At 73.2% G+C, this 25833-nt stretch carries 17 protein-coding genes; 3 read left to right on the top strand and 14 right to left on the bottom strand.

From position 1 onward, the window contains the following. Positions 1-10 precede the first annotated feature (10 nt). Positions 11-1474, top strand: a complete 1464-nt coding sequence (locus tag ABZT87_RS22850; protein ID WP_354861493.1) for an SDR family oxidoreductase — start codon at positions 11-13, stop codon at positions 1472-1474. 19 nt (positions 1475-1493) lie between these two features. On the opposite strand, the gene ABZT87_RS22855 is transcribed toward ABZT87_RS22850, so the two are convergent. The 4 genes from ABZT87_RS22855 to prmC all read right to left on the bottom strand — a co-directional run bounded on the left by ABZT87_RS22855 (position 1494) and on the right by prmC (position 5921). Continuing rightward, positions 1494-3608 carry a transglycosylase domain-containing protein gene (locus ABZT87_RS22855; protein WP_355137952.1) on the bottom strand — a complete coding sequence of 705 codons (2115 nt, stop codon included), beginning with the start codon at positions 3606-3608 and terminating at the stop codon, positions 1494-1496. Between the two features lie 106 nt (positions 3609-3714). Further along, complete coding sequence (locus tag ABZT87_RS22860) at positions 3715-4326, bottom strand: phosphotyrosine protein phosphatase (RefSeq protein WP_355137954.1); 612 nt, start codon at positions 4324-4326, stop codon at positions 3715-3717. Then, positions 4327-4974, bottom strand: coding sequence for an L-threonylcarbamoyladenylate synthase (locus ABZT87_RS22865; protein WP_234588740.1), 648 nt, complete (start codon positions 4972-4974; stop codon positions 4327-4329). Next, a complete protein-coding gene (gene prmC, locus ABZT87_RS22870; protein ID WP_355137956.1) occupies positions 4974-5921 on the bottom strand; it encodes a peptide chain release factor N(5)-glutamine methyltransferase in 948 nt (315 codons plus the stop codon). Before prmC ends, ABZT87_RS22865 begins: the two co-directional genes overlap by 1 nt. A gap of 72 nt (positions 5922-5993) precedes the next feature. On the opposite strand from prmC, the gene ABZT87_RS22875 reads away from it, so the two are divergent. Further along, positions 5994-7538: a GGDEF domain-containing protein gene (locus ABZT87_RS22875; protein ID WP_355137958.1), complete on the top strand. Its 1545-nt coding sequence runs from the start codon at positions 5994-5996 to the stop codon at positions 7536-7538. Positions 7539-7658: 120 nt separating this feature from the next. Here the strand turns inward: ABZT87_RS22875 and prfA are convergent, their stop codons facing one another. Next, positions 7659-8747, bottom strand: coding sequence for a peptide chain release factor 1 (gene prfA, locus ABZT87_RS22880; RefSeq protein ID WP_354861485.1), 1089 nt, complete (start codon positions 8745-8747; stop codon positions 7659-7661). 126 nt (positions 8748-8873) lie between these two features. After that, complete coding sequence (gene rpmE, locus ABZT87_RS22885) at positions 8874-9098, bottom strand: 50S ribosomal protein L31 (protein WP_007464546.1); 225 nt, start codon at positions 9096-9098, stop codon at positions 8874-8876. Positions 9099-9376: 278 nt separating this feature from the next. Between rpmE and ABZT87_RS22890 the strand changes: the two genes are divergently transcribed. Beyond that, entirely contained in the window at positions 9377-10273 is an 897-nt protein-coding gene (locus ABZT87_RS22890) for an AAA family ATPase (protein WP_355063562.1), read from the top strand. Positions 10274-10316: 43 nt separating this feature from the next. On the opposite strand, the gene ABZT87_RS22895 is transcribed toward ABZT87_RS22890, so the two are convergent. The 8 genes from ABZT87_RS22895 to ABZT87_RS22930 form a co-directional block, all read right to left on the bottom strand. Continuing rightward, the gene (locus ABZT87_RS22895; RefSeq protein ID WP_355137960.1) at positions 10317-13820 is read right to left on the bottom strand and encodes a phosphodiester glycosidase family protein; all 3504 of its coding nucleotides are present in this window, start codon (positions 13818-13820) and stop codon (positions 10317-10319) included. Positions 13821-14108: 288 nt separating this feature from the next. Then, positions 14109-16313, bottom strand: coding sequence for a transcription termination factor Rho (gene rho, locus ABZT87_RS22900; protein WP_355137962.1), 2205 nt, complete (start codon positions 16311-16313; stop codon positions 14109-14111). 295 nt (positions 16314-16608) lie between these two features. Further along, positions 16609-17553, bottom strand: a complete 945-nt coding sequence (gene thrB, locus ABZT87_RS22905) for a homoserine kinase (RefSeq protein WP_355137964.1) — start codon at positions 17551-17553, stop codon at positions 16609-16611. Positions 17554-17689: 136 nt separating this feature from the next. After that, the gene (locus ABZT87_RS22910) at positions 17690-18934 is read right to left on the bottom strand and encodes an MFS transporter (RefSeq protein ID WP_355137966.1); all 1245 of its coding nucleotides are present in this window, start codon (positions 18932-18934) and stop codon (positions 17690-17692) included. A gap of 11 nt (positions 18935-18945) precedes the next feature. After that, positions 18946-19761, bottom strand: coding sequence for a polysaccharide deacetylase family protein (locus ABZT87_RS22915; RefSeq protein WP_354859301.1), 816 nt, complete (start codon positions 19759-19761; stop codon positions 18946-18948). Between the two features lie 159 nt (positions 19762-19920). Beyond that, positions 19921-23211 carry an efflux RND transporter permease subunit gene (locus ABZT87_RS22920; RefSeq protein WP_355137968.1) on the bottom strand — a complete coding sequence of 1097 codons (3291 nt, stop codon included), beginning with the start codon at positions 23209-23211 and terminating at the stop codon, positions 19921-19923. Between the two features lie 119 nt (positions 23212-23330). Continuing rightward, entirely contained in the window at positions 23331-24380 is a 1050-nt protein-coding gene (thrC, locus tag ABZT87_RS22925) for a threonine synthase (RefSeq protein ID WP_355137970.1), read from the bottom strand. Between the two features lie 135 nt (positions 24381-24515). After that, entirely contained in the window at positions 24516-25826 is a 1311-nt protein-coding gene (locus ABZT87_RS22930) for a homoserine dehydrogenase (RefSeq protein WP_355063788.1), read from the bottom strand. Positions 25827-25833: the final 7 nt, after the last annotated feature.

The raw sequence follows: 25833 nt of genomic DNA on the forward strand, positions 1-25833 counted from the left end.
ACTGGAAGCCGTGAGATGCCTCGTCACCGGAGCCACCGGATACATCGGCGGGCGGCTGACACCGCTGCTGCTCGCCGACGGGCACACCGTGCGCTGCCTCGCCCGCAAGGCGGTGCGGCTGCGCGACGTGCCCTGGGCCGCGGCGGCCGAGATCGTCGAGGGCGACCTGAGCCGCCCGGAGACGCTGCCCGCCGCGTTCGCCGACGTCGACGTCGCGTACTTCCTGGTGCACTCGCTGGGCCGAGCGGACTTCGAGGCCGCCGACCGGGAGGCGGCGACCAACTTCGCGACTGCCGCCCGCGCGGCCGGCGTACGCCGGATCGTGTATCTGGGCGGCCCGGAGCCGGCGGCCGACGCCGAGGTCCCCTCCCCGCACCTGCGGTCCCGGGCCGAGGTGGGTCGGATCCTGCTGGCCAGCGGGGTGCCCACGGCGGTGCTCCGCGCCGCGGTGATCATCGGGTCCGGGTCGGCGTCGTTCGAGATGCTGCGCTACCTGACCGAGCGGCTGCCCGCCATGGTCACCCCCCGGTGGGTCCGCAACCGGATCCAGCCGATCGCGGTCCGCGACGTGCTGCGCTACCTGGCCGGCTGCACCACGCTGCCGCCCGAGGTCAGTCGCGGCTTCGACATCGGCGGGCCGGACGTGCTCACCTTCCGCGACATGATGCAGCGCTACGCCCGGGTGGCCGGCCTGCGCCGGCGGATCATCGTGCCGGTCCGCCCGCTCACCCCGTCGCTGTCCTCGCACTGGGTCGGGCTGATCACCCCGGTGCCGAACACGATCGCCCGCCCACTGGTGGAGAGCCTGATCCACGAGGCCGTGGCACACGAACACGACATCGCCCGGTACGTGCCCGACCCACCGGACGGCCTCACCGGCTTCGACGACGCGGTGGCGTTGGCGCTGGCCAAGGTGCGCGACGCCCAGGTGGAGACCCGCTGGTCCACCGCGAGCGGTCCGGACGCGCCGGCCGAGCCGCTGCCCACCGACCCGGACTGGTCCGGTGGCACCGCGTACACCGACGTCCGGGAGCGCACGGTGGACGCGTCACCGGCGGCGCTCTGGCGGGTCATCGAGGGCGTCGGCGGCGAGCACGGCTGGTACTCGTTCCCCCTCGCCTGGTCGGTACGCGGCTGGCTGGACCGGCTGGTCGGCGGGGTGGGGCTGCGGCGGGGCCGGCGTGACCCGCACCGCCTCCAGGTCGGCGAGGCGCTGGACTTCTGGCGGGTGGAGGAGATCGTCCCGGGCGAGCTGCTGCGGCTGCGCGCGGAGATGCGACTGCCCGGCCGCGCCTGGCTGGAGATGCGGGCGCTGCCGGTCGACAACGGACGCAGCCGCTACCAGCAGCGCGCGGTCTTCCTGCCCCGCGGGCTGGCCGGACACGCCTACTGGGGGTCGGTGGCCCCGTTCCACGCGGTGGTCTTCGGCGGCATGGCCCGCAACATCGCCCGCAACGCCGAACAGGCCTCCTGACCACCCCGCCTCGGACGGGTCAGTTGCCGGTGCGGGCCCCGGTGACCTGGAACGCGGCGCGCTCGCTGGGCGGGACGAAGTCGCGTACCGGCTGGTCGCGGAGGGCGGCGCCGAGCACCTCCCCCACCGCGGTCGCCATCCGGGCCTGCACCGCCTGACCGACCGCGTCCCGCGGGTCGTCGGGGTTGGCCGCCATCGAGGCGACCGCCAACTGCGGGGTGAAGGCCACCACCGTCTCCGTCTCGTACCGCTCGGAGCTGCCGGTCTTGCCGGCCACCGGGCGGCCCAGCTGGGAACGCAGGTCGGGCGCGGTGGCGCCGTCGCACCGCCCGTACATCGACTGGTCGCCCACGGGGCAGCGGGCCGCGTCCGCCGCCGCCCGCGCCACGTCGGTGTCGAGCACCTGTCGACAGTCCGGCTTGGCGGCGTCCACCGGCCGGCCGGCCGAGTCGCTGATCGAGACCACCGGCAGCGGCGCGCACCAGGTCCCCTCGGCCGCCACCGTGGCGTACGCCGTCGCCAGGTCCAGCGGGGTCGTCGCGGCCACGCCCAGGGTGAACGGGCCCCAGTCCTTCGCGCCGTAGCGGGCCAGCCGCTCGTCGGAGTCGGCCCGCAGCACGATGCCCAGCCGCTCGGCCATCTCCACCACCCGGTCGGCGCCGACCCGCTCGGTCAGCCACGCGAAGTACGTGTTCACCGACCGGCCGAACGCGGTCCACATGGTGCGGGGGCCGTTCATCGACGAGGGACTGGCGTTCGACGGGCACCAGCGGCCGTCGCAGCTTCCCGCCCCCGTCACCGGGAACCGGGTGAGCAGTTGGGTCGGCGCCGTGAACTCGGTCGACAGCGGCAGGCCGGACTCCAGCGCGGCCAGCATGGCGAAGAGCTTGAACGTCGAGCCGCCCTGGTAGCCCTCGATGGCCCCGCCGCCGGCGACGAGCTGGTTGACCGTGTTCGGACGGTTCTTCTGCCCGGCCGGGTTGGCCGCGACGCTGTAGGTGCGGTTCACCGACATCGCCAGCACCCGGCCGGTGCCGGGCTGCACCACGGCGGTGGGCATCGCCCGCGCCTCGGTCGAGCGGTAGACCTTCAGCACCTGCTCGGTGGTGGCCCGCTGCACCGCCGGGTCCAGTGACGAGACGATGGAGAAGCCGCCCCGGCGCAACGTGCGCTTCCGCTCGTCGGCACTCGACCCGAACGCCGACTGGCTGCTCCACCAGCGGGTGAACCAGTCGCAGAAGAAGCCCCAGTCGTTGTGCCCGTCGGGCACCCCCGTGCAGTCGTTCGGCGTCTCGCTGGGTCGCAGTTGCAACGGCTCGGCCTGCGCCGCCGCCGCCGCGTCGGCCGACACCTGACCGGTCTCGACCAGCCGCTCGAGCACGTACGTCCGTCGGCCCAGGGCGCTGTCGGCGTCCCCGTTGATCGGGTCGTCGCTGTCCGGCGAGCGGACCAGCCCGGCCAGCAGCGCGGCCTGGGCCAGGGTCAACTCGGCCGGCGAGCGGGAGAAGTAGCGCTTGCTGGCCGCCCCGATCCCGTACGCCCCGGCCCCGAAGTAGGCGATGTTGAGATAGCGGGTGAGGATGTCCTCCTTGCTCAGCTCCCGCTCCAGCGCCAGCGCGTACCGCATCTCCTGGAGCTTGCGGGCGGTGGTGACCTCGGTGGCCGCCTGGCGCTGTCGCTCGGTCAGCCGGGGGTCGCTGCTGAGCACGTTGCGGACGTACTGCATGGTCAGGGTGGAGGCGCCCTGCCGGGTCCTGCCGTCACGCTTGTTCACCGTGAAGGCGCGCACCACACCGCGCAGGTCCACCCCGCTGTGCTGGTAGAACCGGACGTCCTCGGCGGCCACGATGGCCTGCCGCATCACCGGGGCGACCTCACGCAGCGGAACGTCCACCCGGTCCTCCTGGTAGAAGGACGTGATCAGGGTGGTGCCGTCGTTGGCGTAGAGGTTGGAGCGCTGGGCGGTGGGCGGCGTGCGCAGCGTGCTGGGCAGCTCCGAGTAGGGCGTGGACAGGGCGCTGAAGCCAATTCCGAAGACCAGGGCCGCGGGTAGGGCGGCTCCGGCCAGCACCAGTCCGGCCAGCACGCCGGCGATCACCACGGTCAGCAGTTTGTCGAGTCGGGCCCGGATCATCAGCTCTCCCCGCAGGAGCCGGTCACGCTAGGACCCGTTCAGAATGACCCGGAACGCCCCTTTCGCCCCTGCTTTTCCCCAAATCCGGAGGAAACTCGCAGGTCGCTCAGGGCAGCAGCGCGGCGGCCAGCGGGTGGACCGTCTCCTCGATCTCGTCCGCGACGCGGGTGAAGCACTGGTCGCCGCGACCCCAGGGATCGTCGAGATCGTCGGTGGGCAGCGCCGAGGCGCCCAGCCGGTTGTCGTGCGCCGCCGCCACCAGGGCCACGCCCCGGGCGTACACCGCCTCCGGGGTGGCTTCGGCCGCCGGCAACGCGGCGGCGTCCACCGCGGCGAGCAGCCGGCCGAACTCACCCAGCACGAAGGTGCGGGCCGCCGCGTCCGGACGGAGCGCGCCCACGTACTCCTGCTGGTCGGCCGTGGCCGTCAGGACCAGGTCGGCGGCGTCGATGTGGTCCGAGCGCAGCTTGCGCGCCGCGAACCCCTCGACGGCGCCGCCACGGTCGATGACCTGTCGCGCCGCCGGCGGGTTCATCTCCTCGCCCGCGTGCCAGCCGCCGGTGCCGGCGCTGTGGCTGTGCACCAGCTCCTCGGCGGCGGCCGGGTCCTGCGCACGCCGGGCCAACCGCTCCCGCACCGCGAGGGCGAGCAGTCGCTCGGCCATCGGCGAACGACAGATGTTGCCCATGCAGACGTGCAGGACGGTGAACGGGGGCACTCAGGCCCCCTGGACGTCGAGAAGATCCGGGACGACGTCGCGCAGCTTCTCCAGCGGGATCGCGCCGGCCCGCAGCAACTGCGGCACCTCGCCGGTCAGGTCCACGATCGTGCTCGGCACCGGATCCGGGCAGGGCCCGGCCTCCAGGTACGCGCGCACCGAGTAGCTGAGCTGGTCACGTGCCTCCTCGGCGGTCACCGCCGCCGGCTGGCCGGTCTTGTTGGCCGAGGAGACCGCCATCGGGCCGGTCTCCCGCAGCACCTCCAGGGCCACCGGGTGCAACGGCATCCGCACCGCCACCGTGCCCGTCTTGTCGCCCAGGTCCCACTGGAGGCTCGGCGAGTGCTCGACCACGATGGTCAGCGCACCCGGCCAGAACGCCTCCACCAGGTCCCGTGCTGCCGTGGGCAGCGAGAAGACCAACCCGTCCAGGGTGTGGCGCGAACCGATCAACACCGGCGGCGGCATCTGCCGGCCCCGGCCCTTCGCGTCCAGCAGCGCCTTGACCGCGTAGGGCGTGAACGCGTCCGCGCCGATCCCGTAGACGGTGTCCGTCGGGAGGACGACCAGCTCGCCGTTCTTGACCGCCTCGATGGCCGCAGCGATGCCGCGGTCCCGATCGGCGGGCGATCGACAGTCGTAGAGCATCACGAGGAGTCAGTCTGCCACGCCGGCCCGGGCGCGGTGTGCTGGCCGTCCGCCCGTCGGGACGCGGTGGCGTAGCGAGGGCGGCCGGCGAGGTCCAGATGCTCCGTGACGGCCGCGAACCGGCCGTCGGAGGCGAACAACGCCGGGACCGCCACGTCGTGCGTGTCGTCGTGCTCGACCCCGATGACGCCGCCGGGGCGAAGCAGCGCCGCCGCCCGGGTGATCACCGGTCGGATCACCGCCAGACCGTCCATGCCGCCGAAGACCGCCTCCGCCGGATCGTGCGCGGCCACCTCCGGCGGCACCACCACCTCCACCGGCACGTACGGCGGGTTGCAGAGCAGCACGTCCACCCGACCCACCAGGTGCGCCAGCAGGTCCGGCGCCGTCACGTCGGCCTCGACCACCTCGATCGGCCGGTCACCCGCGGCGGCCCGCTCGGCCGCGTTGCGGCGCAGCCACGCCAACGCCGCCGCGGACCGCTCGACCGCGATCACCCGCGCCCCGGGCAGCTCCTGCGCCACCGCCAGGGCGATCGCGCCGGTGCCGCTGCACAGATCCACGATCAGCGGCTCGGGTCTGCCCCGGCCCTGCTCGACACCCCAGCCCGCCAGCAGCTCCGTCTCCGGGCGGGGCACGAAGACGCCCGGACCGACCGCCAGCTCCAGATGCCGGAATCCGGCCCGCCCGGTCAGGTGCTGCAACGGCTCCCGACCGGCGCGGCGGCCGACCAGCTCGTCGAGCCGGGCCAGCTGGGCGTCGTCCAGGTCGTCGGCGAGCGCCAGCCGACCCCGGGGCACCCCCAGCACGTACGCCGCCAGCAGCTCGGCCTCCACGCGCGCCGGGCCCACCCCGGCGGCGGCGAGCGCCCGCGCCGCGCGGGCGACCGCGGCGGACGGACGGGTACGTCCTGTCCCTTCGGGGGGGTGTTGCGGCAGAGTGGTCACGCGACAATCATGAGGCGTCACGGACGACGCGACGAACGGGTGCGGCAAGACGCACACGGCAGGAGGTTGTGGGTGGGCTGGCTCGACCGGGTCGATGACCAGGTTGACACCCTCACGCAGGCGCGGGCTTTGCAAGAAGCAAGTCGCTCGGCGGAGTCGTACGCGTTGCTGGAGCGGGTGATCCGCACCACCAGCGACCCGGCCGCCCGTGCGGACGCCCTGGTGCAGCGCCTCTCCGCGCTGATCAATCTCGGTCGGACGGCGGAGTTCACCCGGGCCATCGAGGAGGCGTCGGCGGCCGTTCGGGATCTCGCCGAGCCCTACCTGCACGGGCACCTCAACGCGCTGGCCGCGCTCGCCGCGCACCATCAGGGCGCGCTGGACCGCTGCGTCACCCACCTCGTCAAGGCCGCCCGGGCGCTCGGCGCCGTGGAGGACCCGGACCGGGACACCGCGTGGGGCTGGCACGACCTCGCGATGGCCTACAGCTACCTCAGCTTCCACGGCTACGCCCTGGGCGCGATCGAACGCGCGCGGCAGCTCGGGTTGACCGCCGGCATCCCGGAGGAGACGTTCGCCGCACCGGGCATCCGGCTGCGCAACGCGGTGGCACTGGACCACAACGGGGACAGCGACGGCTGCCTGCGGGTGCTGCGGGACGTCGCGGCCGATCTGGCCCGGTTCGTCCGCAGCGGGCGGGCCGGCCGACTGCGCCCGAGCAGCCTCGCCGCGTACGGATACTCGGCGGCACGTCAGGCAGCGCTCGGCGACCCGCTGGAGCCGACCGGCGAGACCCAGCCGTCCCACCTGCTCAGCCACGGCGGGGACAGCGCCCGGGCGCGGGACATGCGACAGCTCGGCATGGTCTGCCTGGCCGTCGCGGATGGTCGGCCCATCGAGGCGGTCGCCCGGCTGGACACCATCCGGGTGTCCACCGAGACGCTCGGCGCGGCCGAGCCGGCCCGGCTGCGCAGCATCGCGCTGGCCCGCGCTGGCGACCACCCGGCGGCGCACCGGGCGGACCGGCTGGCGTTCCGGCTCGCCGCGCAACGCAACGACCGGCTGCGCGACGTCTACATCGACGGCATCGCCGCCCGGATCGACCACGAGGAGATGCGGCGGGAGGCGGCCCGGTACGAGGGCGAGGCGCTGACCGACCCGCTCACCGGGCTGCCCAACCGGCGCAGGCTGGAGCGGTACATCACCGCTGTCGTCACCCGGGGCGAGCGGGTGGTCATCGGCGTCTGCGACCTGGACGGCTTCAAGGCGGTCAACACCCGCCACGGGCACCACTCCGGCGACCTGGTGCTGCAACGCATCGCCGGGGTGATCAACCGGGTGATGCGCCGGGGTGACTTCGTGGCCCGCTACGGCGGGGACGAGTTCGTGGTGGTGCTCCCGGAGACCGGCATGACCGAGGCCGCCGAGGTGGCCCGCCGGATCGAGGCGGCGGTGCGCAACGAGGACTGGGAGTCCCTGGTGCCGGGCACCCCGGTCGGGGTGAGCATCGGCTTCGCGGAGGTCTCCGGCGGCGGGCTGCGCGACGCGCTCAGCGTCGCATTCGAGCAGGCCGACCGGGAGATGCTGCGCGCGAAGTCACGCCCCCGCGCGAGCTGACCCCCCTTACGGGGTCGATCAAGGACTTGTGGTCCCCCACAAAAGGCCCACGACGCGACAATCTCCCCACCACAGCTCCATGATCGACCGGGGTCGCGGCCGCGCAGGCCGGCGGTACGGTCAGCGGCGCGTCAGTTCGGTGTCGCCGGCCAGCCGGGCGGCGCGGTCGGCCTCGGCCAGGGCGTCCAGCACCCCGTCCAGGTCGCCGGCGAGCGCCAGATCCAGGTTGTACGCGGTATAGCCGATCCGGTGGTCGGTGATCCGGTTCTGCGGAAAGTTGTACGTGCGGATCCGCTCCGAGCGGTCCACGGTGCGTACCTGCGCCTTGCGGGCGTCCGAGGCGGCGGCGTCGGCCTGCTCCTGGGCGGCGGCGAGCAGCCGGGCCCGCAGGATCCGCATCGCCTGCTCCCGGTTCTGCAACTGGGACTTCTCGTTCTGGCAGGAGACGACGATGCCGGTCGGCAGGTGGGTGATCCGTACCGCCGAGTCGGTGGTGTTCACCGACTGGCCGCCCGGCCCGGACGACCGGAACACGTCGATGCGCAGCTCGTTGGCGTCGATGGTGACGTCGACGTCCTCGGCCTCGGGGAGCACCAGCACCCCGGCCGCGCTGGTGTGGATCCGGCCCTGCGACTCGGTGACCGGGACGCGCTGCACCCGGTGCACGCCGCCCTCCCACTTGAGCCGCGACCAGACGCCGTTCCCACCCTCGGGCACGCCCTTGGTCTTGATCGACAGCGACACGTCCTTGACGCCGCCGAGATCCGAGTCCTGCGCGTCGATCACCTCGGTGATCCAGCCGTGCCGCTCGGCGTACCGGGTGTACATCCGCAGCAGGTCGCCGGCGAACAGCGCCGACTCCTCGCCGCCCTCACCGGCCTTGATCTCGACGATCACGTCCTTGGCGTCGTGCGGGTCACGCGGGATGAGCAGCTCGGCGAGGCGCTCCTCCAGCACCGGCAGGGACGCCGCGATCGCCTCGGTCTCGGCCGCGAACGAGGGATCCTCGGCGGCCAGCTCGCGGGCCGCGGCCAGGTCGGCGCGCGCCTGCTCCAGCTCACCGGCGGCCTTGTGCAGTGGCACCAGCTCGGCGTACCGGCGGCCCACCCGGCGCGCGGTGGCCTGGTCGGCGTGGATGGCCGGGTCGGCCAGCCGCTTCTCCAGCTCCGCGTACTCGTCGAGGAGGCCGGCCAGACGCTCGCTGCTCATGCTGCGGATGCTCCTTCGACGGTGCGACACCGGGCCGGCCCGAGAGCCGACGGCGCGTGGAAACAGGCGAAACGCGGACGGCGCCCGCGTCCGGTGGAAAACCGGACGCGGGCGCCGAACGGGGAGTTACTTGGCCTTCTTGGCCTGAACCTTGGCGTACTTCTGCTGGAACTTCGCGACCCGGCCGGCGGTGTCGAGAACGCGCTGCTTACCGGTGTAGAACGGGTGGCAGGCGCTGCAGGTCTCGACGTGGATCGCCCCGCCCTTGGCGGTGCTGCGGGTCGTGAACGTGTTGCCACAGGAGCAGCTGACCTCGGTGGTCACGTACTCCGGGTGGATGTTTGCCTTCATCTCGCCTCGGTCCTCTCGTTGGTGGTCGCCGGGTCGCCGTCATCGCTCGTCGCGCCGTACGCGACGGGCTCGGGCGTGAACCGGAACCGGTGGCCGATTGACCAGTGTGCCATGGGCCGGAGCCGACCCGGTAAGCGGGCCGCACACCTCGTCCGGCATCGTCAACACGTGCCTCCCCGTCCGCATTCCCACCGCCCGACAGGGCATTCGCCCACCCGGCGGACCACCGCCGGGTACCCCGCCGGGGGTACGCACGCCGAGCCGAAGGTGCGCCGCCGATGACCCGCCTGATCGCCACCCGGGGACTGCCCGCCTCGGGCAAGACGACGTTCGCCCGCACGCTTCAGCCGTCCGTCGTCCGGGTCAACCGGGACGACCTGCGCCGGATGCTGCACGGCGAGCGGCTCTTCACCCAGTGGGCCGAGGCCCAGGTGACCGTCGTACAGCGGGCCCAGGTCGAGGCGCTGCTGCGGGCCCGGGCGGACGTCTGCGTGGACGACACCAACCTGCGCTCGCGGACGCTGCGCGACTGGGCCGAGCTGGCCGCCCGCCACGGCGCGGATTTCGAGGTGCACGACTTCACCGACGTGCCGCTTGCCGAATGCCTGCGCCGGGACGCCGCCCGCCCGGCTGCCGAACAGGTCGGGGCCGAGGCCATCCGTCGGCTGCACGAGCGGTACCTCGAGGGGCGGACCCTGCCGTTGCCGGTGCCGCAGGCCCGCACCGGGCGCCCCGCCGTCGTGCACCCGCCGTCGACCGAGCCACCCGAGATCGTCCTGGTGGACATCGACGGCACCGTCGCGCTGGCCGTGTCCCGCAGCCCGTACGACATGACCCGGGTGGGCGAGGACGAGCCGAACACGGCGGTGATCGCGGCGGTCCGGGCGATGCACGCGGCCGGGTACGGGGTGGTCTTCTGCTCCGGGAGGGACGCCTCCGCCCGCGCGGCCACCGAGGCGTGGCTGGCCCGGCACGTCCGGGTCCCCTACCTGGGCCTGCACCTGCGGGCCGTCGGCGACTCCCGGAAGGACTCGATCGTCAAGCGGGAGATCTACGACCGGGAGATCCGGGACCGTTACCGGGTGGCCGGCGTCTTCGACGACCGCGTCCAGGTGGTGCAGATGTGGCGAGCCCTCGGCCTCACCGTCTTCCAGGTGGCCGACGGCGACTTCTGAGCGCGAGCAGGGCCCTTCGGCGGGGAAGGGCCCTGCTAGGCGCTCACCGGATGAGCGAGATGGTGGCTTCGGCGCGGATGGTGTTGACGGTGACGCTGAGGCGTACGGGTGCGCCGGGGCGCAACGCGGTCAACGTGCCGGTGGCGGGGTCGAAGCGGGCGGTGTGCCACGGGCGCACACCGGCCGCCGAGCCGATGTGCAGGTTCGGCGAGGCGGTCCAGTCGGCGCTGACGGGAGCGGCCACCGGGACCGTACGGCCGCCGGGCTGGGTGAGCGTGGCGGTGACCGCCGCCGGGGCGCCGACCGCGACGCGGGCCGGTGCGGCGAGCGTCAGCCGGTCGGTGTGCGCGTGGAACTCCGCGTCCACCCAGCGGGGCCCCTCGGCGAGCGGGTCGCGACGGGCCCGGTCGGCCTCGGCCGGGGTGACCGGGTCCACACCGAACTCCGTCCAGCCGGTGAAGCCGCCCTGGTCGGCGGGGGTCGAAGGCGTCTTGCTCGAGTTGCCGTTGATCACGTAGGGCACCCCGTCGACCCGGTCGGCGTGAAAGGTGCCGACGTGCCCGCCCACGAACAGCGCGCCCTTGCCGGTGCGGTGCTGGAAGTCGGCCAGCCACTGCTCCAGCAGCGCCGCCTCCTTGCGGTCGCCGAGCTGGCTGGCCTGCGCCGGGCTCGGGTCACGCGCCGGGTGGTGGTGCAGGACGACGACCGAGCCGACGCGCGGGTCGGTGGCCGCCGCGTCCAGCGTCTCGCGCAGCATCCGCACCTGGTCGAAGCCGCCACCACGCAGCGTCCCGGTGGACGAGTTCAGCGTGACGAACCGGGTGCCGGCGTGGTCGAACACCCGCGAGGTGGCGCCGAACGCGGCCTCGAAGTTGCTGATCGGGGCACCCATGATCTCGTGGTTGCCGGGGACGTAGTACCAGGGCAGCGCGTCGCCCAGCTCCTCGTCGAGGATGCGCCGGGCCAGCGCGAAGTCGGCCGGATAGGCCGTGTCCACGAAGTCACCGTTGATCAGCAGGAAGTCCGGCCGGGCGGCCTTCACCTCGCGCAGCGTCCGCCGGGCCTGGGCGACCAGGTCGCTGTCCGGGTCGGCGGCGACGAACTGGGCGTCGGAGAGCACCGCGAACCGCCAGGGCGCGCCGTCCACCGTGCCGTCGCGGACCACCACCCGGTCGGTGCGCGGGGCCGCCGCCGGCACGTCGACCGTCGGCGGCACCTTCGCCACCAGGTCATCGATGATCACTTCGCTGGTGTACTGCGCGGCGGCGTTGGTCTCGGCCACGTAGAAGCGGCGCACCCGTACCGGGTACTGCACCCCGGCCGGCACCGCGAACTCCACGTACCGCCAGCCGGTCCAGGTGATCAGCGGGCCGCGCAGCACGTGCTGGGTGTCCTGCGCGTCGTGCAGGTGCAGGCTCGGCCACTCCCCGGTGCCGTTGCCGTGGATCCACATGCCGAAGGCCTGCGGCTGGCCGGGCACCTCGATCCAGGCCGGCGGGTCGGCGTACGCGGCCCGGGTGCCGGTGGACTGGCTGAAGTCGTACGACATCTTCAGGCCGGTGCCGGTGTGACCTGGCGCCGGCGCGACCGAGCCGCTGGCGCGGGCCTGGCTGAACCGCCAGGACGCCGCGTCGTCGAAGCCGGCGACCGGCACGTCGGTCAGCCCGACCGTGACCGGCAGGACGGTGCTCGTCCGTCCGACGCGGACGGTCACCAGGGCGGAGCCGGTGTCGCGCAGCGCGGTGACGGTGAGGTTGCCGTCCCGGCTCGGGGCGATCCGCAGCAGGTCGTGGTCGTAGTCGAGGGTGAGGTCCGCCGGCTCGATCGGCGCGGTGTTGCCCTCGGCGTCGTAGCCGACCACCCCGACCAGGGCGTTGCCGTCCTGGCCGGTCAGCCCGATCCGTGGCACCGTGGTGCCGAGCCGGGTCAGCGGGCCCAGGACGGTGAGGCCCAGCGAGCCGGTCGCCCGACCCCGTGCGGCGGTGACCGTGCTGGCTCCCGGCGTGCCGGCGTGGAAGACCCCGTCACGGTCGATGCGGCCCCGGGCCGCCGGGGTGGCCCGCCAGGTGGGCGCACCCGCGGCCGGGCCGTACGTCTCGTCGTAGCCGGCCGCGGTGAGGGTGCGGGTCAGCCCGGGGAAGACCCGGTCGGGCCGGCCACCGCGCACCGGCGAGACGCCCGGGGCGGCGGTGGGATCGCTGGACGTCTCGACCCAGTAGCCGGTGAGCCGGCCGCTGCCCTTCGGCGCGTAGATGGCCAGGCCGTTGGGCACCGCCCGTTCGCTGCCGTCGGAGGGGCCGTTCTCCACCTGCACGGCCGACGCGCCCGGCTCCCGGGCCAGCAGCGTCGACGATCCGCCACCGTCGAGGTTGAGCGCGTCCCGGGCGCCCAGCTCGGCCATCATCCGGCCCATCTCGGTCTGCGTCACGCCGCGGCTGTCGACCTGCCGGCCGTCCACGGTCAGCATGATCATTTTCTGGCCGTCGGCGCTGAACCCGACCGCCGTACGCGGGGCGAGGGTCGCATCGGCGATGCTCTGCACGACGCCGTCGCGGACCAGGACGTTGCCACCTCCGACCGCCGCGTGCAGGGCGCTCCCGTCGGACGACTTCGGCCGCCAGGTCACCGGGACCGGGTCACCGACGTGCAGCCCGCCCAGCGCGTCCGCGCCGGCGTCGCGGCCGAGCAGCACCGTGCTGCCGGCGACGACCGGACCGGTGCCGGCCACGCCGGCCACCGCGGCCACCCGGCCGCCGGTCACGGTCACCTCGACCACCCGGGCCGCGCCCTCCACGGCACGCTGGCGGGAGTACGTCCCCCACAGCTCGGTGAACGCGCCGATGCCGTCGGCCTGCACCATGTTGTTGAACTGGGTCAGCGCCACCGGCCCGGTGGGCAGGGCGGCGCTGCCGTCGAAGTTCACCTCGACCACGCGACCGATCCCGGTGGCGGTGACCGCCACGGCGTTGCGGTGACCGCCGACCGCCGACTGGATCAGCTCGCCGTCGCGGATGCCGACGCCCTGCGCGGCCCCGGAGTTGTTGATGTCGAAGAAGTCGCCGTTGACCGCGGCGACCGCTCGCGAGTCGTCCACCGCCTTGCGCAGCGGCTCGGCCCGGCTGACCGCGCCGGAGTTGACGTAGTCGACCGTGGACCCGCCGGCCAGGTCGGTGGTAAGCGCGTCGGCGCGCAGCCAGCCATCGGCGTCGTACCTGTCGAAGGAGGTGAGCTGCACGCCCGGCGCGACCGGACGGGTGGCCTTCGTGGTCTCCAGGCCGCCGGCCGGCTCCAGTCCGCCAGCGGCGGCGGTCGGGGCGGTCGCGGCGGTCGGGTCGGCGGCGAGGCTGACCGAGTCGGCCGGGTGGGACGACGCGGCCGGTGCGTCCTCGGCGGCGGTGGCCGGGAGCGCGGGCGGCGACGCCACGGGCCGGGTGGCCACCGACGGTGCCGGCGGCGCGGCGGTGGCCGGCGGCGACACGGCCAGGGCGAGCAGCGGCGTCAGCAGCAGGACACCGGTGCGACGGGCGGATCGTCTGCGGGTACGCATGGACGACAGTCAACCCGGCAGTGAATAGAAGTTTCAAGACCTGTCGACTGAACCGAAGGAAAATTCCGCCAACCCCGGCTCCTGGCTCCCCGCCGAACCCCCTCTGGTGGCGTGCGAGCAGGGCCGGCCGCTCCCTCTCGTTCCCCTTTGCTCTGCTTCAACGGACGCGACACAAAGCGCCCCGAAGTGTTGCGCCGGTTGAAGCAGAGCAAAGGACGATGGGCGGACACGACGAAGGGGCACGGCCGCGATGGCCGTGCCCCTTCGTCGTCGGTCAACCGGGAACGGTTACTCCCCCGGCGTCGACTTCGCGATCTGCATCAGGAACTCGATGTTGGTGCGGGACTGCTTGAGCCGGTCCAGCAGGAGATCCATCGCCGCCTGCGAGTCCAGCGAGTGCAGCACCTTGCGGAGCTTGTGGATGATGGCCAGCTCCTCGGGCGCGAGCAGGACCTCTTCCTTCCGGGTGCCGGACGGGTTGATGTCGATAGCCGGGAAGGTGCGCTTGTCGGCGATCTTCCGGTCCAGCTTCAACTCGGCGTTGCCGGTGCCCTTGAACTCCTCGAAGATGACCGTGTCCGCCATGGACCCGGTCTCCACCAGCGCCGTGGCGATGATGGTCAGCGACCCGCCGTTCTCGATGTTGCGGGCCGCGCCGAGGAAGCGCTTCGGCGGGTAGAGCGCGGTGGAGTCGATACCACCCGACATGATCCGGCCGCTGGCCGGCGCCGCCAGGTTGTACGACCGACCGAGCCGGGTCACCGAGTCGAGCAGCACGACGACGTCGTGACCCAGCTCGACCAGGCGCTTGGCCCGCTCGATGGCCAGCTCCGCCACCGTCGTGTGGTCCTGCGGCGGACGGTCGAACGTGGCCGCGATGACCTCGCCCTTGATCGACCGCTGCATGTCGGTGACCTCTTCGGGCCGCTCGTCGACCAGCACCACCATGAGGTGGCACTCCGGGTTGTTCCGGGTGATCGCGTTCGCGATCGCCTGGAGCACCATCGTCTTACCCGCCTTCGGCGGCGACTGGATGAGCGCCCGCTGGCCCTTGCCGATCGGCATGACCAGGTCGATGACCCGGGTGGTCAGGATGTGCGGCTCGGTCTCCAGCCGCAGGCGCTCCTGCGGGTAGAGCGGCGTGAGCTTGTAGAACTCCGGCCGCCGCCGCGCCTCGTCCGGCTCCATCCCGTTGATCGTGTCCAGCCGCATCAGCGGGTTGTACTTGTCCCGCCGCTGGTCACCGGTGTTGCCGACCTCGCGGGCCGCACGCACCGCGCCGGTGATCGCGTCACCGCGGCGCAGACCGTACTTCTTGATCTGGGACATCGAGACGTACACGTCGTTCGGGCCGGCCAGGTAACCGGTCGTCCGCACGAAGGCGTAGTTGTCGAGCACGTCGATGATGCCGGCCACGGGGACGAGCACGTCGTCCTCGCCGACCTGCGGCTCACGGCCACCGGTGTCACCACCGGTCTCCGCCCGCTCGCCACGGCCGCGCCGACGGTCCCGGAAGCGGCTGCGCCGGCCACGCCGACCGCCGCCCTCACCGTCGTCGTCGTCGTTGTCCCGCTCGACACGCTGACCGCGGTCGTTGCGGTCGGCGCGCTCCGAACGGTCGGTGCGCTCGGCGCGCTCGCCCCGGTCGTTGCGGTCGCCCCGCTCGGCGCGCTCGGCGCGCTCGCCCCGGTCGTTGCGCTCGGCCCGCTCACCACGGTCGGCACGCTCGCCCCGATCGTTGCGCTCGGCCCGCTCACCGCGATCGTTGCGCTCACCGCGATCGTTGCGCTCACCGCGATCGTTGCGGTCACCCCGGTCGTTGCGCTCGGCCCGCTCACCACGGTCGGCACGCTCGCCCCGATCGTTGCGCTCGCCCCGATCGTTGCGCTCGGCCCGCTCACCGCGGTCGGAGCGCTCGGCACGGTCGCTGCGCTCGGCACGGTCGCGGCGGTTCTCGCCACGGTCGGACCGCTCGCCGGCCTCCACCTCGTCGGTGCGGGCCTCAGAGGAACGGACCTCAGAGGAACGGACCTCGGAGGAACGCGCCTCCGCGGCGCGCGGCTCAGAGGTGCCGGCCTCGGCGGTACGGGACTCGGCCGGGGCGGTCCGGCTGCGCCGGGTACGGCCACGGCCCTCGGTCGCGGCAGCCGGCTCGGCCGGCGTCTGGTCGGTGCTGCGGCTCTCGGCCGCCGGGCGATCCACGGTCTCCCGCACCTCCTCACGGGCCGGAGCGGCCGCAGCCGCGACCTCGGCTCGCGGTCGAGGGGTCCCGGCGGCGTTGCCGCCCTGCCGCTCGGAGATCGCGGCGATCAGCTCACCCTTGCGCATGCGAGCCGTGCCGGAGATGCCGAGCGACGCAGCCAGGCTCTGCAGCTCTGGCAGCAGCATCGCCGACAGACCGGTGCCGCTGCGCCGACGACGGGCGGGAGCGGCAGCGGTGGCATCGCCAGCGACGTTGGAAACATCCGACGTCACGTCGGTGGTGTCGCTCAATGGATTCCTTCCCTCGATAAGGCCGGGACTGCCCGGAGTCGGAGCTCAGGTGGCCGGGCGGCCTCGGTGCACCCGCCTCGCAAGGACGCGTCGCGGGAGTCTGTGACACAGCAGCCGGTGGTTTCCCGACCCACCAAACGTCGGTGAGCAGGTCTCGCCGTCTGCGGCGACCTGTGGAAACTGCGGTGCGGCGTGGGCCTTGGCAGGGGTGACGGGCTGACCGCCGAGAGCTTCGGGGGTGCGCCGCCCCGCAGGAGATCGCGTGCTTCGCGGCTGTGCTAGGTCTAGAGCGTAATCAACTCTTCCGACCTGCGGCAACAGGGTCCCGCTCGGCGTGTCCAAGTCTACCCCGGGCGACCCGGGCGCCGCTGACGTCTATCGGTAACTGCCAGATCTGCCAGTCTGTTCCCGCGTCGAGGCTCGGCGGAGGCGCGCTGAGCGCCAGCACGCTCGGCCCGGCCCCACTGACCACAGCCGCCACACCCGCCGCTCGCAACTCGCTGACCAGGGCCGATGTGCCCGGCATCCCGGCTGCCCGGTAATCCTGGTGGAGGCGGTCGACGGTGGCCGGCAGCAACAGCGCCGGGTCGGTGGTGAGCGCGTGCACCAGCAGCGCCGCCCGCCCCGCGGTCAACGCGGCGTCGGCGTGGGGCACGGTGGCCGGCAGCGCCGCCCGCGCGGTAGCGGTCAGGCCGCGCTCGGCCGGCACGAAAACCGTGGGTCGTACGCCGGCCGCGACCGGCAGGGACACCGCGCGAGCGCCGCCCGGCTCGGACCAGGCCACCGTGAAACCGCCGAGCAGACACGGAGCGACGTTGTCCGGATGGCCCTCGATGTCGGCGGCCAGCCGGAGCACGCCGGGCTCGTCCAGCCGGTGCTCGCCGTCGGCGACCAGGGCACGGGCCAGCAGCACCCCGGCGACGATGGCGGCCGACGACGAGCCCAGGCCGCGCGCCTGCGGGATCCGATTGACGCACTCGACGCTCAGGCCGGCGGGCTGCGCGCCGAGAACGTCGAAGGTGGCACGCATGGCCCGCACCACCAGGTGCCGATCGTCGTCCGGCAGCTCACCGGCGCCCTGGCCGGTGACCGTCACCCGGACCCCGGCGGCCGCGACCTCGGCGGCCAGGTCGTCGTAGAGCCCGAGGGCGAGCCCCAGCGCGTCGAAGCCCGGACCGAGGTTGGCACTGGTCGCGGGGACCCGGACCCGGACCGGCCCGGCGGTGAAGTTCGTCGGCACGCGCTCATGCTAGGGCGTGTGTCAAAGTCCTCGGTCGAGCCGAGGCGGAGTCCAGGCGGCGGTCCGGCAAGGCGGAGACTGGCTCGGATACCGGTGTCGTATCCGGGCCGATCTCCAACGCGGCCGGCCGCGGGTCTCAGCCGGCCGGGTCGCCGACCGGCTCGGCGACCGGGTCGGTCAGCGACAGCCGGCGGGTGGCGATCCGCCAGCCGACCGCGTACACGAGGGTGACCAGTCCGCAGCCGGCCAGCACCACCCGTTCGTCCACCACGTCCACCACCAGGGCCACCGCCAGTTGGCTCACCGAGATGGCCAGCGTCGCGAGCATCATGTCGGTGGCGAAGACACGCCCGCGCAGCCGGTCCGGCACCTCGCCCTGAAGGGCGAAGTTCGACATCACCCAGTTGCTGCCGCCCGCGAAGTGCGCCACGAAGACCAGCAGCAGCACCAGCGGGAACCAGCGCACCACCGACGTACCCAGGTAGGCCAGGCCGTAGAGCGACATGGACAGCGCGAGCCCGGGCAGCAGCCAGGACCGGTTGGTCAACACCCGCCGCATCAGGATCGGGCCGACCAGGGCGCCGGCTCCGCGGACCGCGAAGAGCAGGCCGGCGCCCAGCGAACCGACCCCGTAGACGCCGGCGAGCAGCGGAAACACGGTCAGCACGCCGTTGCCCAGGCCGACCGCCGACTTGACCGTGACCAGCGCCAGCACCCGCGGCCGGTGCCCGATGTAGCCGAGCGCCTCGCGGACCGCCGACCAGGTCCGCTGCGCCGGCAGCTCCGGGTCGCGGGCCGCCTGCAACGGCCGGCGGATCCGGGTGGCGAGGCCCGCGGCCAGCGCCAGGCCGACCGCCGCCACCCAGAAGCAGGCGTACGGGCCGGCAGCCGAGCTGAGCACACCGCCCAGCGAGGCGCCCACCACAGTCATGGTGCCCCAGGCCGAGCCGGCCACGGCGTTACCGGCGGCCAGCTCGTGCGGCTCCAGCACGTTGGGGAGCGCGGCCTGGGCGGCCGGCGAGTAGAACGCCTTGGCGACCGCGACGGCACCGATCGCCACCAGCGCCAACCACGCCGTACCGCGGTCGCGCACGCCGAGGAGCAGCAGCACGCCGGCCAGCGCGGCCACGTTCGCGGTGATCATGATCTTCCGCCGGTCGAAGCGGTCGGCGATCGTGCCGGTGTACGGCAGCAGCAGCGCCACGATGCCGGTGTCCACCGCCAGCACCAGGGCACCCCACACCCCGCTGCCGGTCAGCTGCGGCAGCAGCACCAGCAGCGGCACCATGACGAACCAGTCAGCGCCGAAGACCACCAGCTCGGCGAGGAAGAGATTGCGAAAGCTCCGATTGCCGGTAAGGACCGCGAGGGTGGACGCCACGGAGCGGGACCCTACCCGGTCGGTGCGGGGGCTACACCGGGTCCCAGCAGCGCCGAGACGGTGACGAAGGTGTAGCCACGCGCCCGCAGCCCGGCGATCATGTCGGGGAGGCCGTGCAGCGCGACCAGACGTCTCCGGTCACCGACGTCGTGCCCGAGCACGATGGTCCCCGGCCGGACGGTGGCCACGATCCGCCGGGCGTGGCCGGCCGGGTCGTCGGGAAACTCCCGCTCCACCATCTGCAACGACCAGAGCACCAACCGGTAGTTCAACCGGGATGCCGCGTGCAGCACCGCACCACCCAGGTGGCCGTACGGCGGGCGGACCAGCCTCGGCGGCCTGCCGGTCACCTCGGCGATCGCGTCGTGGCTGCGGTGCAGGTCGTCGTACGCCGCGGCGGCGTCCAGCCGGGCGAGGTCCCGGTGCGCCCAGCTGTGGTTGCCCACCTCGTGCTCGCCGAGCCTGTCGCGTACGAGGTCGGCGTGTTTCCTGGCCTGAGCGCCGACCAGGAAGAACGTCGCGGGCACCCGGTGCTGGGCGAGGGTGTCCAGCACCATGGGCGTCCACTGTGGCGCCGGCCCGTCGTCGAAGGTGAGCGCGACCAGCCGCTGCGTGGTCGGCCCCGACCAGATGACCGGCACCGCGCCGGAGCCGACGTTCTGCGGCCCGTTGCCGACCGTGGCGCTGGCCGGGCCGCCGGCGAGCGGCAGCCGCCGATGGGTGAGCCAGGCGTCGGTGGCGCCCGCCCCGGCGGCCGCCCCGGTCACCACCAGAGCCCCCCGGCGCAGCAGATCGCGCCGGGACCACCCGTGCGCGCTCTCGGTCATCCACCCGCCCCGCTCGCCGACACCTCGCCATGTCTACCTGGAGTATGCAAGATGTAACGCAAAGTGCAGCACCCGTCGGCCGATCGGAGTGTCCGCGGCGGCGCAGCCGAACGCCCCCGGCAGGCGAGCCTGCCGGGGGCGTTCCGGGTTGTCGTCCGACTACTCGGTCGGCTCGGACGGGGGCAGCGGCGAGGTGCGGCTGCGGGGCAGCCGCAGCACCTCGAACTGGTCCGTGCCGTCCACCAGCGCGCCCGATGGGGCGGGGCGTGCCGCCGCCGGCTGCGTGCCGTCGGCCGGCGTCGACACCGGTGCGCCCGTCGGCACGGCCACCTGGTTCGGGCCGTCCGGCTCGACGCCCTCCGACCCGGTCGGCCCGGTCACCGCCGGGTCACCGGATCGCCGCCGACGACGACGCTCCCGCAGCGACTCCTTGGTGCGCTCCACCATCGTGTAGAGCGTCGGCACCAGGATCAGCGTCAACAGCGTCGAGCTGAGCAGGCCACCGATCACCACGACCGCCAGGGGCTGCGAGATGAAGCCGCCCTCGCCGGTCAACCCGAGGGCCATCGGCAGCAACGCGAAGATCGTCGCGACCGCGGTCATCAGGATCGGGCGCAGCCGACGCCGGCCACCCTCGACCACCGCCTCCCGGATCCCCATGCCCTGCGCCCGGTACTGGTTGATCAGATCGAGCAGCACGATCGCGTTGGTCACCACGATGCCGACGAGCATCAGCACACCGATCAGCGCCGGCACTCCCAGCGGCGTCCCGGTGGCCAGCAGCAGACCGATCGCGCCGGTCGACGCGAACGGGATGGAGATCAGCAGGATCAACGCCTGGGTGAGGCTCCGGAACGTGGCCACCATGATCAGGAACACGATCGCGATGGCGGCCAGCACCGCCAGGCCCAGGTCGCCGAAGGCATCCGCCTGATCGGCGCTGACCCCACCGATGGTGAAGCTCGCCCCCGGCACGTCGATGCCGTCGAGCCGCTTCTGCAGCTCCTTGGTGGTCGCACCCAGGTTCGAGCCGGTCGCGGCGCCGGTCACCGAGACGCTGCGCTCACCGTCGATCCGCGTGACCTGCTGCGGCCCCTCGGCCTGGGTGACGTCCGCGATGTCGTCCAGCTTCACCGGCCCGACCGGAAGGGCCCGCAGCTCCTCCAGCGACACCGGGGCGGCGGCGCTCAGCCGCAGCACCACGTTCTGCTGGCGGCCGTCGAGCGCCACCTGCCCCAGCGGAGCGCCACGGAACGCCTGCGACACGAGCTGACCCACGGCGGCCTCGGTGAGGCCGACCCGGCCGGCGGCGACCCGGTCGACGGTCACGTCGACCCTCGGCACCCGCTCGGCGAGGCTCGTGGTGACGTCCTCGACGTTCGGGACACCGGCCATCGCCGTCCGGGCCGCCTCCGCGGCCCGGGTCAGCACCTCCGGGTCACTGGCCTGGACGACCACCTCCAGCTGGCTGGTCGAGGCGTCCTGGCCACCGCCGAAGCTGACCTCACCCAGGCTGGTGCCGATCTTGTCGAACTCCCGGCGCAGCTCCTCACGTACCTGCTTGGCGTCGGTGTCGCCGTCGAGCGCCAACGACCAGCTCGCGACGTTGTTGCCCCCTCCGCCCGCCCACGGGGTGTCGCTGCCACCGGCGGTCACCTGGTAGGTCTCGACCGCGCCGACCCGCCCGAGGACCGCCTCGACCTGCTTCGCCGCCGCGTCGGTGGCGGCCAGGCCGCTGCCCGCCGGCAGCTCCTGCCGGAAGCTGAGCGTGTCCTGACCGGAGTCGTCCAGGAAGTTCGTCTCCAGCTTCTGCGCCAACCCGAAGGTGCCGAAGAGCACCAGCAGGCCCAGCCCGACGGTGATCCAGCGGGTCGACCGCTTGCGGGTGGCGAACCCGATCACCGGCAGGTACGCCCGCTGCAACGGGTTGCGCAGCTCCTTCTCCTCGGCGTCGCGGCGCACCGCCTCGTCGTCGACGGTGCCGCCGCGCGGCTTGAGGAACCAGTACGCCAGCACCGGGATCACCGTCAGCGAGACGAGCAGCGAGGCGAGCAGCGCCACCGTCACCGTGATCGCGAACGGCGCGAAGAGCTGCCCGACGAACCCGCCGACCAGTGCGATCGGCGCGAACACCGCCACCGTCGTGAGGGTGGACGCGGTCACCGCGCCGGCCACCTCGCGGACGCCGGTGATGATCGCCTGGCGCTTCTCCTCGCCGTACTCCAGGTGTCGTTTGATGTTCTCCAACACCACGATCGAGTCGTCCACCACCCGGCCGACCGCGATGGTCAACGCGCCGAGGGTGAGCAGGTTGAGCGAGTAGTCGCCGATCCACAGGGCGAGCAGCGCCACCAGCACGGAGAGCGGGATGGAGACCGCGGTGACCACTGTCGAGCGCACCGACAGCAGGAAGACCAGGATGACGATGACCGCCATCAGCAGGCCCAGCAGGCCCTCGGTGGTCAACGACTTGATCGACTTCTCCACGAACGGCGCCTGGTCGAAGACCACCGTCAGCTCCGCGCCGGAGGCGTCCTTCAGGCCGGCCAGCCGGTCCCGGATCTCGTGGGAGATCTCCACCGCGTTGCCGTCCGGGGCCGCGGTGACGGTGACGCCGAGGCTCTCCTTGCCGTTGGTCCGGGTGATCGCGGTCGCCGGAGCGAGCTTCTGCTCCACCGTCGCCACGTCACCGAGACGGACCGGGGCCGCGCCGGGCGCGATGATGATGCCGCGCAGGTCGTCCAAAGTCGCGACCGGCGTCCCGACCTGCACCGGAAGGGCCAGGCCGCCGTCGGTCACCGCACCGGCGGGCACCGACACGCCGTTGGTCTTCAACGCGGCGCCGATCGCGGTCGGCTGGACCTTCGCCGCGGCCAGCTTCGCGAAATCCGGGGTGACCACCACGACGTCGTCGCGGGTCCCGGTCACCTCGACCGTGCGGACTCCCTCGATGCCCTCCAGCTCCGGCACCACCGTCGCGCGCAGCTTCTCGGCGAGCGCCCGCTCGTCGGCGCCGCCGGCCGCGGCCAGCACCACCGCCGGCAGGTCGTCGGTGCTCCCCGCGATGACCTGCGGGTCGACGCTCTCCGGCAGCTGGGCGTCGATCCGGCTCAGCGCGGTCTGCATCTTGTTGACCACGTCGTCCAGGTCGGTGCCGAACTCGTACTGCACCTGGATCGTGGCCGACCCCTCGCGGGACGTGGAGGTGACCTTGTCCAGCCCGGGGAGGCCCTGCAGGGCGTTCTCGATCGGCTCGGTCACCTGCGACTCGACGATCTCGGGACCGGCACCGGGGTAGGGCGCCACGATGAACGCGGCCGGGAACTCGAGCGACGGCAGCAGTTGCTGCTTCAGCGACGGCACGGCGAACGCTCCGAACGCCGTAATCACCACCGCGATGAGGGCGACCAGCCCTCGGTTGGCGAGGCTGAATCTGGCGAGCAGCGACATCGGCCTGGCTCACTCCTGAAAGAGAATGCGGGCGGGGATAGGTGAAAGTGTGCCGGACTCGATCACCTGTACCCCCGCCGCCCCCAGGGGCGGCCCACCGCCGGTGGGTTGTACCGCTCTCAGGCCAGGTCGAGGGCGCGGGCCGCGGCCAGCGGATCGTTGCCGATGGTCACCGGGGCGGGCGCGGTGGAGATCGCCCACTCCGGATCCTTCAGGCCGTGACCGGTCACCGTGCAGACCACCGTCGAGCCGGCCGGAACCGCGCCCGCCGCGCCCTGCTGGAGCAGGCCTGCCACGCTGGCCGCGCTGCCCAGCTCGACGAAGACCCCCACCTCGCGGGCGAGCAGCCGGTACGCGGAGAGGATCTCCCGGTCGGTCACCGCCGCGATCAGGCCACCGGAGGCGTCCCGGGCGTCGAGCGCCTTGGTCCAGCTCGCCGGGTTGCCGATCCGGATGGCGGTGGCGATTGTCGACGGCTCCGGCACCACCTGGCCGGTCACGATCGGCGCCGCACCGGACGCCTGGAAGCCGTACATCTTCGGCGCCCGCGTGGTGGCGCCGGCGGCGTGCTCCTCCGAATATCCCATCCAGTACGCGGAGATGTTGCCGGCGTTACCGACGGGCAGGCAATGGATGTCGGGGGCGTCGCCGAGTGCCTCGACGATCTCGAAGGCGGCGGTCTTCTGGCCGTGCAGCCGGTCGATGTTGACCGAGTTGACAAGCGCGACCGGGTGATCCTGGGCCAGCTTGGCGGCGAGCGCGAGGCAGTCGTCGAAGTTGCCGCTGACCTGGAGCAGCTTCGCCCCGTGCACCAGCGCCTGGGCCAGCTTGCCCAGCGCGATCTTGCCCTGCGGCACCAGCACCGCGCAGGTCAGCCCGGCCCGTGCCGCGTACGCCGCGGCGGAGGCGCTGGTGTTGCCGGTGGAGGCGCAGATGATCGCCTTGTTGCCGGCCTCGACCGCCTTGGAGACCGCGAGGGTCATCCCCCGGTCCTTGAAGGAGCCGGTCGGGTTGGCGCCCTCCACCTTCAGGTAGACGTCGCAGCCGAGCCGGGCCGAGAGCACGGGCGCCGGCAGCAGCGGGGTGTTCCCCTCGTGCAACGTGACGACCGGCGTGGCCGCGGTGACCGGCAGCCGATCCCGGTACGCCTCGATCAGACCCCGCCACATGTCGCTCTCCTCGCCTCTACCCCTGCACCGACCCGAGCATCAGGCCACCCTGGACCACCCTGCCGCAGCCATCGATGGCACACCCCGGGTTACCCACCTGGCGGGACGGGCGAGCCGCCCCGGTGGCTCAACGACTCAGGCGCCGCCCTCGACCCGCAGCACACTCGTCACCGACCGGACGATGTCCAGGCCGCGCAGCTCGGCCACTGTCGCGGCGAGCGCGGCGTCCGGCGCCACGTGGGTGACGATGACCAGCTCGGCGTCGCCGTCCCGGCCGGGCGCCCCGCCCGCCGAGCCCTGTCGTACGGTCGCGATCGACACGTCGTGCCGGGCGAAGACGCCCGCCACCGCGGCCAGCACACCGGGACGGTCGGCCACGTCCAGGCTCACGTGGTAGCGGGTCAGCGCCTCGCCCATCGGCCGCACCGCCAGGGCCGCGTACGCGCTCTCGCTGGCCGCGCGCACCCCGGCGAGCCGGTTGCGGGACACCGCCACCACGTCGCCGAGCACGGCGCTGGCGGTCGGCGCGCCACCCGCGCCCCGGCCGTAGAACATCAGCTGCCCGGCCGCGTCCGCCTCGACGAAGACCGCGTTGAACGCGTCGCCGACGCTGGCCAGCGGGTGACTGCGCGGAATCATCGCCGGGTGGACGCGGACACTGACCGTCTCCTGACCGGCCGCGTCGACGCCCCGCGCCGCGATGCAGAGCAGCTTGATCGTGCAGCCCATCGCCTGGGCGCTGGCCATGTCCGCGGCGGTCACGTCGGTGATGCCCTCGCGGTGCACGTCGGCAGCGCCGACCCGGGTGTGGAACGCCAGCGAGGCGAGGATGGCCGCCTTCGCCGCCGCGTCGAAGCCCTCGACGTCGGCGGTCGGGTCGGCCTCCGCGTACCCCAGGGCGGTGGCCTGCTCCAGGGCCTCCGCGAACCCGGCGCCGGTCGCGTCCATCGCGGAGAGGATGAAGTTGGTGGTGCCGTTGACGATGCCGGTGACCCGGTTGATCCGATCACCGTGCAGCGACTCGCGCAGCGGGCGCAGCAGCGGGATCGCGCCGGCGACCGACGCCTCGTAGTAGAGGTCGCCACCGCCCTCGGCCGCCGCCTCGTGCAGGGCCACCCCGTCCTCGGCGAGCAGCGCCTTGTTGGCGGTGACCACGCTCTTGCCGGCACGCAGCGCCTCGACCAGCCAGCCCCGGGCCGGCTCGATGCCGCCGACCACCTCGATCACCACGTCGACGTCGTCCCGTTTGATCAGGCCGAGCGCGTCGGTGGTGAACAGGGCCTCGTCGACCGGCAGGTCACCGCGGTCGCGGCCGAGCCGGCGGACGGCGATACCGGCGATCTCCAGTGGAGCGCCGATGCGGGCGGCCAGGTCGGCCGACTGCTCGTGCAGCAGCCGGACCACCTCCTGGCCGACCGTGCCGCAGCCGAGCAGTGCCAAGCGCACAGGTGAC

Origin of the sequence: Micromonospora sp. NPDC005237, assembly GCF_040607775.1 — a bacterium.
In the GTDB taxonomy this organism is placed as follows: Bacteria; Actinomycetota; Actinomycetes; order Mycobacteriales; family Micromonosporaceae; genus Micromonospora.

Bases quoted from the DNA above. Each gene is read 5' to 3' on its own strand.
- ABZT87_RS22865 (WP_234588740.1), bottom strand. From the start codon at position 4,974: ATGCTCTACGACTGTCGATCGCCCGCCGATCGGGACCGCGGCATCGCT.
- ABZT87_RS22920 (WP_355137968.1), bottom strand. From the start codon at position 23,211: ATGTCGCTGCTCGCCAGATTCAGCCTCGCCAACCGAGGGCTGGTCGCC.
- ABZT87_RS22855 (WP_355137952.1), bottom strand. From the start codon at position 3,608: ATGATCCGGGCCCGACTCGACAAACTGCTGACCGTGGTGATCGCCGGC.
- prfA (WP_354861485.1), bottom strand. From the start codon at position 8,747: ATGAGCAGCGAGCGTCTGGCCGGCCTCCTCGACGAGTACGCGGAGCTG.
- ABZT87_RS22895 (WP_355137960.1), bottom strand. From the start codon at position 13,820: ATGCGTACCCGCAGACGATCCGCCCGTCGCACCGGTGTCCTGCTGCTG.
- thrC (WP_355137970.1), bottom strand. From the start codon at position 24,380: ATGTGGCGGGGTCTGATCGAGGCGTACCGGGATCGGCTGCCGGTCACC.
- rpmE (WP_007464546.1), bottom strand. From the start codon at position 9,098: ATGAAGGCAAACATCCACCCGGAGTACGTGACCACCGAGGTCAGCTGC.
- ABZT87_RS22890 (WP_355063562.1), top strand. From the start codon at position 9,377: ATGACCCGCCTGATCGCCACCCGGGGACTGCCCGCCTCGGGCAAGACG.
- ABZT87_RS22915 (WP_354859301.1), bottom strand. From the start codon at position 19,761: ATGACCGAGAGCGCGCACGGGTGGTCCCGGCGCGATCTGCTGCGCCGG.